This is a genomic window from Streptomyces sp. NPDC047971, assembly GCF_040653355.1.
In the GTDB taxonomy this organism is placed as follows: Bacteria; Actinomycetota; Actinomycetes; order Streptomycetales; family Streptomycetaceae; genus Streptomyces.
In genome coordinates this window covers 24,817-31,256 of sequence record NZ_JBEZNW010000062.1, presented here as the reverse complement: position 1 = coordinate 31,256, position 6,440 = coordinate 24,817, and the positions used below count along the sequence as shown (strand labels likewise).

3 protein-coding genes are annotated in these 6,440 nt (G+C 75.7%); 1 reads left to right on the top strand and 2 read right to left on the bottom strand.

Translation table 11 applies throughout. The annotated features are described in order from the left end of the window. Nucleotides 1–74: 74 nt before the first annotated feature. Nucleotides 75–470 carry a RidA family protein gene (locus tag AB0D99_RS33750; RefSeq protein ID WP_362371317.1) on the bottom strand — a complete coding sequence of 132 codons (396 nt, stop codon included), beginning with the start codon at nucleotides 468–470 and terminating at the stop codon, nucleotides 75–77. 151 nt (nucleotides 471–621) lie between these two features. On the opposite strand from AB0D99_RS33750, the gene AB0D99_RS33745 reads away from it, so the two are divergent. Then, on the top strand, nucleotides 622–1,593 hold the full coding sequence (locus AB0D99_RS33745) for a WYL domain-containing protein (protein ID WP_362371311.1): 972 nt from the start codon (nucleotides 622–624) through the stop codon (nucleotides 1,591–1,593). Between the two features lie 54 nt (nucleotides 1,594–1,647). On the opposite strand, the gene AB0D99_RS33740 is transcribed toward AB0D99_RS33745, so the two are convergent. Continuing rightward, the gene (locus AB0D99_RS33740; RefSeq protein ID WP_362371308.1) at nucleotides 1,648–6,411 is read right to left on the bottom strand and encodes a hypothetical protein; all 4,764 of its coding nucleotides are present in this window, start codon (nucleotides 6,409–6,411) and stop codon (nucleotides 1,648–1,650) included. Between the last annotated feature and the right edge of the window lie 29 nt (nucleotides 6,412–6,440).

The window sequence follows — 6,440 nt, the reverse complement described above, 5'->3', positions numbered from 1 at the left end:
TCCCCTTCACCTGCGGAGGCGCCGCTGTTCGTGCCGGTTCGGCCGGCACGAACAGCGGGGCCTCCCGCGTCGGGTCAGGCGACGGCGGTCCCTTCGAGTTCGACCATCTGGCCGGGGATCGCCAGTCGTGGCACGCCGAGCATCGTGGTGGTCGGTGCCACCCCGGCGGCTCCCAACCGCGCCCCCAGACCGCCGTAGTGCCGGAACAGCAGATCGACGTCGGTCGTGTAGACGTTGAGCCGCACGAGGTTCGCGAGCGACATCCCGGCCTCCCGCAGCACGGCCTCCAGATTGTCGACGCTCAACGCCAACTGCGCCGCCATGTCACCCTCGTGCTCGGCCTTGCCCTCGCCGCTCATCGCGGTCTGCCCCGAGATGTACAGGGTCCGCGTCTGCCCCGAGACGACCTCCCCCTGGTTGAACCCCCGCTCCACCGACCACGTCACCGGGTTGACCGCGGTTCGCTCCATCGCCACGTCAGCTCCATTCGCTTCATCGGACGCACCCACGCCCATGAGCTCGGTCGCCATCGGATCGGCGACGACCGGCTTCGACGTCCTGCCGACGAGCCTCCCAACGAATCACGACACCCTTCGTCATGTATTCCGTTAGGGTTCCCGGATGCGTGCCGACCGGCTGGTCTCCCTGGTGCTCCTGCTCCGCCGGCACGGCCGGTTGACCGCGGACACGCTCGCCCGCGAGCTGGGGGTCTCCACCCGCACCGTGCTCCGCGACATCGAGGCACTGTCCACGGCGGGCGTCCCCGTCTACGCCGAACGCGGCCGGCACGGCGGGTTCGCGTTGCTGCCCGGTTTCCGGACCGAGCTCACCGGACTGAACCACGACGAGGCACTCGCCTTGCTGACCGCCGGATCGGGCCGCGGTGAGCAGGCGTTCGGCCTCGGCTCCGCGCTCGCCTCGGCCATGCGGAAGGTGGTCGACGCGCTGCCCGACGGCCACCGGACCACCGCGAGCGACGCGGCCCGGCGCATCCTCGTCGAGCCGGAGACCGACCTGCTGTCGCGCCGAGCCGTCACCGACGAGGTGCCCGGCACCACGATGACCGAGGTCCGGCGGGCGGTGCTGGCCGGACACAGGCTCCGCATCCACTACGCGGCCACGGGTCGGGCGCCCGAGTGGCGCACCGTGGACCCGATCGGCCTGGTCACCGTGCGGGACCGGGGCTATCTGCTGGCCACGCGGTCCGGCGCGGACCGCACCTACCGGCTGTCGCGGGTGCTGGCCGCCGAGGAGCTCCCCGAAGCGGCGCGGCGGCCGAGCCAGGTCGATCTGGAACGGATCTGGCGGGAGCGCGCCGCGCGGTTCCTCAGCGAGGACCACCTCACCGTGCTGGTACGGCTCGCCCCGGCCCGGCGGGAGGAGCTGCTGGACACGGCGCTCGCCGTCCGCGCCGAGGAGCCCGACGCGGACGGCCGGCTGCGGCTGGAGCTGACCTTCCAGGACTCACGGCATGCCGAATGGGCCCTGTGGCAGCTCGGCACGGACGTGGAGGCCCTGGCCCCGCCGTCGCTGCGCGCCGCCCTGCGCGAGCGGGCCACCGCGCTCGCCGTCCTCTACCGGGAGCCGTCCTGAGACGGCGGCCCGGCGCCCGGTCCCCTTTCGGGGGCAGGGCCCGTCCGTCCGCCGCTACCGCGAAACGGCCTCCTCCGCCGGGGAGCGACGGAACATCCGCGTCGCGGTGATCTCGCCGTGGATCGCCTCGCCCTCGGCGCTCGGCTGCGGCAGCCCCGGGCGCAGGTGCTCCTCCACGCTGATGTACTTCAGCCCGGCGCGCAGGTCGGCGTCGTTGCGCAAGCGGATGACCAGCGGGAACTCCGCGAGCGCGGTCGTGTCGAACAGACCGGTCGTGTACAGCAGCTGGACGCCGAGGGCGTCCGAGACGGCCCGCTGGAGCTCCAGCAGATAGGTGGCGTTGGCCCGGCCGATCGGATTGTCGAGGAACAGCGTGCCGGCGTGCCGGTGCTTGTCGCGGCCCCGGTCGTTGGAGCGCAGTGCCGCCATCGTGCAGTACAACGCGATGGCGGCCGTGAGCAGCTGGCCGCCGGAGAAGACATCGCCCATCTGCCCGACCGGGACGCGCTCGGCCCTCAGCACGGCGTCCGGCTTGAGGATCTCGACCGCGATGCCCCGCGGCTCCAGCGCGGCCTGAACGCCCCGCAGGAGCAGCGACATGCCGTCCCGGCGCAGGTCGGAGTTCTTCTTCACGGCCGCGCGGGTCGCCTCGTCGATGACCTCCCCCAGCCGCTCGATGAGCGTGGCCTGGTCGGGCTCCTCGAAGCGGATCCGCAGGAACTCCTGCCCCGACCACTCCCCGAGGCCCTCGGGCAGCCGCGACAGGCGCTGCGCGGAGCGGAGCGTGGCCAGCGCGGACTCCACCAGGCCGCGCAGCCGGTCGACGATGGAGTCGCGGTTGCGCTCCAGCTGCTCCAACTCGTCGGTGAGGACGCGGAGCCGGGGTGCGAACGCCTCGGCCCACTTCGCGGCGTGCTCGGGCAGGGCGGCGGCGGGCAGTTCACGGATCTGCTGCCGGGCCGGGGTGCGGACCTGCTCGTAGCGGCTGGAGTTGGCATGCCGGACGAGGATGTCACTGGCCTCGCGGACCGCCGCGTCGGCGGCGGAGAGTTCGGCGGCGCAGGAACGCAGCGCGCGCCGGGCCTCGGCGGCGGTGTGCCGCGCCTCCTCCAGGGTGCCGGGGTAGGTCTCCGGGCCGTCCTCCTCGTCCTCACCGTGGTCGCGCAGCAGGTCGCGCAGGAGCGCCGCGGTCTCGTCGAAGCCGCCGGCGGCGTCCTCGGCGGCGCGGTGGGCCCGCAGGAGACCGGTGTGCGCGGTGCGCGCGGCTTCCAGGGCGTCGCTGCGGGCGGCGAGTTCGGCCGTGGCGGTACGGAGCATGGCCTGGGCCTGCTCGGCATCGGCCGGAACCCGGTCCTCGGGCAGTTCGGTGTGCGACTCGCCGTCCTCGGGGGCCAGTCGCTCCGCCTCGCCACGGAGCCGGCCGAGCTTCTCGCTCGCCTCGGACGCGCGGGTCTCGAGCATCTGGACCAGGGCTTCGGCGCGGGCGGCCGCGGCCTGGCGGGACGGGCCGTCGGCGCCGTCGGTGGACTCCAGGAGCTGTTCGGCGCGCGTGCGGACCTTGTTGGTGAGGCGGTCGAGCTCTGCGAGGGCCGCGGACTCGTCGCTCTCCGCGCGGGCCTGTTCGGCACGCAGGTCGGCGCCGACGCCGACCTTCTCGTAGAGCTGGGACGCGGCGCGGTACGCCTCGCGGAGGGTGGGGAGCGCGGTACGAGGGGCGGCCTCGTCCTCGTCGGGGAGCTGGTCGGGGGCACCGGCGATCTCGGACCGCTCGGCGCGCAGGGCACGGGCGGTGCGGTGGGCGTCGTCGGCGGCTCGCTGGGCGGCGCGGCGGTCCTCGTCGGCGGCGCGGGCACGCTCCAGGCAGGTCTGCGCGCGGGCCTCGGACTCGGCCGTGTCGTCGGCCAGTTCGCGGAGCTTGGCCTGCCAGGCGGACCGCTCGCGCAGCCGGAACGCCAGACCGGCGAGGGCGTCGGCGACCCTGCGGGCGCGCTGGGCGGCCTCCTGGCGTTCGTCCCGTACGCGGGCGGCGTCGGCGGCGGCCTCGTCGGCCTCCGCCCGGACCGTCCGGGCCTCGGTGAGCGCGGCCGCAGCCGCCTCCGCGGTCTCGCGCGCGGCCGCCGCGACGGCGGCCAGTTCCGCGATCATGCCGGGCGGGCAGTCGGCCCGCCACGAGCCGATCCGGGCGGCGAGGGCACGGTCGCCGGTGAGCCGGGCCGCGAGGGTACGGATCTCCTCGTCGCGCGCGGCCGCGCGGGCGCGCAGGGCGTGCCGCTCCTCGTCGGCGGCGTGCTCGTCGTGCATGGCGGGGTTCGGCGGGACGAGGAACACGCCCGCGTCCTCGCCGGATTCCGGGCTCGGGACGGGCGCGAGCAGCGCGGCGGCGGTGCCGACGGCGACGGTGGAGCGCGGCAGCAGGGCCGCCGTGCTCAGCACCTCACGGGCGCGGGCGTACGAGACGGGGTCGGTGATCACGACGCCGTCGACCAGCTCGGGGCGGGCGGCGAGGACGGCCGCGTGATCGGCGGGGTCGACGGCCTGGGCCAGGTAGCGCCAGCCGGGGAGGGCCGGGATGCCCTGCTCGCCGAGGTACTCGACGGTGGCGAGGACGTCCGGTCCCGGCGGCAGCAGTCCGCCGTCGCCGAGGGCGCCGAGGATGCGGGAGTCGTCGGCGGCGGCGGTGCGCAGGTCGAAGAGCTGACGCTCGGCGGAGCCGATGGACTGGTCGAGCAGTCGGCGGAGCTCGTCGGCGTACCGGTCGAACTCGGTGACGGTCAGCGGGCCGGGTGCGCCTTCGGCACCGGCTTCCGGCGCGCTCGCGAGCCCGAAGGCGGCGCCGGGGGCGGCATCCGCGCCCGAGCCCGCGACGGGCTCGTCGGCCGGGCCGTGCCCGGTGGCGGCGCGGGGACCGTCGGCACCCGCTCCGGCGTCGGTCTCCCCCGCCCGCTGGCCCGGGAACGGGGAGGCCGACGGGGCGCCCGGCAGGCTCAGGAGTTCGGCCAGCCGTGCGTCGGTGGCGAGGGACTCGGCGGCGCGGCGTTCCGCGTCGTAGGCGTTCTCCGCGGCCTCGGCCGCGTCCGTGGCGCGGGCGGCGGCCAGTTCGGCGCGGGACTCGGCGGCCGCGGCCTCGCGGGCCTGGTCGGCGGCGGTGCGGGCGGCTTCGCGGGCCGCGTCCCAGGCGGCGACCGTGGTCTTCTCCGCGTCGCTCGCGGCGAGGGCCGCGCGGGCCGGGTCGGCGTCCGGGGCGGTGTCGTCGAGCCAGCCCGCCCGGACCGCCTCCGCGGTCTCCTGTTCCACTTCGGCGAGGCGCTGACGCAGGTGGCCGGCCTCGCTGCGGGCGCGCTGGGCCTCGGTGGCGGCCGCGGTGGCGTCGCGGTGGGCGGTCTCCCCGGCCTCCTGGAGGGCGGCGGAGCGCTCCTCCTCCTCGGCCGCGTGCCGCTCGCCTTCGTCGGCGGCGGCGTGCAGGGCCCGTACGAGATCGGCGGCGGCCTTGGCGCGGGCGGCGAGCGCGGGGGCGGCGTCGCGCTCGGCCTCGCGGATCGCGGCGGCGACCCGCGCGGAGCGGTCGCCGGCCGCGCGGTTGCGGAGCACGGCCTCGGCGGCCTGCCAGGCGGCGTGCAGCGTGCGGGCGTCGGTGAGTTCGCGGCGCTGGGACGCGGCGCCCTTCTCGGCGACGGTGAGCGCCAGGGAGGCGTGCCGGTAGGCCAGTTCGGCGGCGATGAGAGAGCTGCGGCCCCGGGCCGTCTCGGCCTCGGAGACGGCATGCGCGGCGGAGGTGACCTGCTGGGCGAGTTCGGCGGTGCGGCCGCGCTCCTCGGTGGCGCGGGCGGAGAGGCGGCGGGCGAGCGTGCGGGTGCGGCGCTCGGACCCGGCGTGGACGTCACGCGCGCGTGCCCGGGTCTCGGCGGATTCGACGATGCGGCCGAGGAGATCGACGGAGCCCGCGGTGAAGTCCCGTTCCGCGGTGAGTTCGGCGCGCCGGCCGAGCTTGTTGCCGAAGCCGCTGACGAGGTCGGCGAGGCCGTCGGTGTCGCGGGTGTCGGTGACGGCCCGCAGGAGCAGGTCGGTGAAGTCCGAGTCCTTCTTGACGGCGAAGAGCCCGGCGGCCTCTCCCTCGTCGGCGTTCATCTCCCGCTGGTAGCGGAAGAGTTCGGGGTCGAGACCGAGGTCGCCGAGGTGCTCGTTCCAGCGGTCGTGGATCTCCTCCCAGAAGACCTCCAGGTGCGGGTACGCCTTCCCCGCCTCCGTCAGGGCGTCGCGGAAGCCCTTCATGGTGCGGCGGCGGCCCTGCGCGCCGGAGGCGCCCTCGACGGGCGCGCGGACGGCGGTGGACTCGGCGACCGGGAGGTTGTCCAGGCTCAGTCCGGGCCCGGGGCGGAAGGAGTACCAGGCTTCGGCGAACTTCCGCGGGTCGTTCGAGACCTGGCGGCCGCGCCACTCGCTGGCCTTGCCGACGACGACGAGCTCGCCCGTGAGGGTGTGCTGCCACTCCAGGGCGACATGGCCGCAGTCGTCGGCGAGCAGGAACTTGCGGAGCACGCCGGAGCTGGCGCCGCCGAGGGTGTTGCGGTGGCCGGGGAGCATGACCGAGAAGATCAGCTTCAGGAGGACGGACTTGCCGCCGCCGTTCTCCAGGAAGAGCACGCCTGCGGGCGCGGGACGGCGCGGCGGGCCGACCGGCTCCTCCTCGAAGAACTCCGCCTGGGTGGGGGCGGGGTGGGGCACGGGCGCGCCGACCCCGCGCAGGTCCAGGACGGTGTCGGCGTAGCGCGCACCGGCGGGACCGATGGAGTAGAGGCGGACCCGGGACAGCTCGTACATGGCGGCGGACTCTCGTCGACTGGTTCGGT

What these genes read in the sequence shown, in the direction of transcription:
- AB0D99_RS33750 (WP_362371317.1), bottom strand. Translation starts at nt 470, where the DNA reads ATGGAGCGAACCGCGGTCAACCCGGTGACGTGGTCGGTGGAGCGGGGG.
- AB0D99_RS33740 (WP_362371308.1), bottom strand. Translation starts at nt 6,411, where the DNA reads ATGTACGAGCTGTCCCGGGTCCGCCTCTACTCCATCGGTCCCGCCGGT.
- AB0D99_RS33745 (WP_362371311.1), top strand. Translation starts at nt 622, where the DNA reads ATGCGTGCCGACCGGCTGGTCTCCCTGGTGCTCCTGCTCCGCCGGCAC.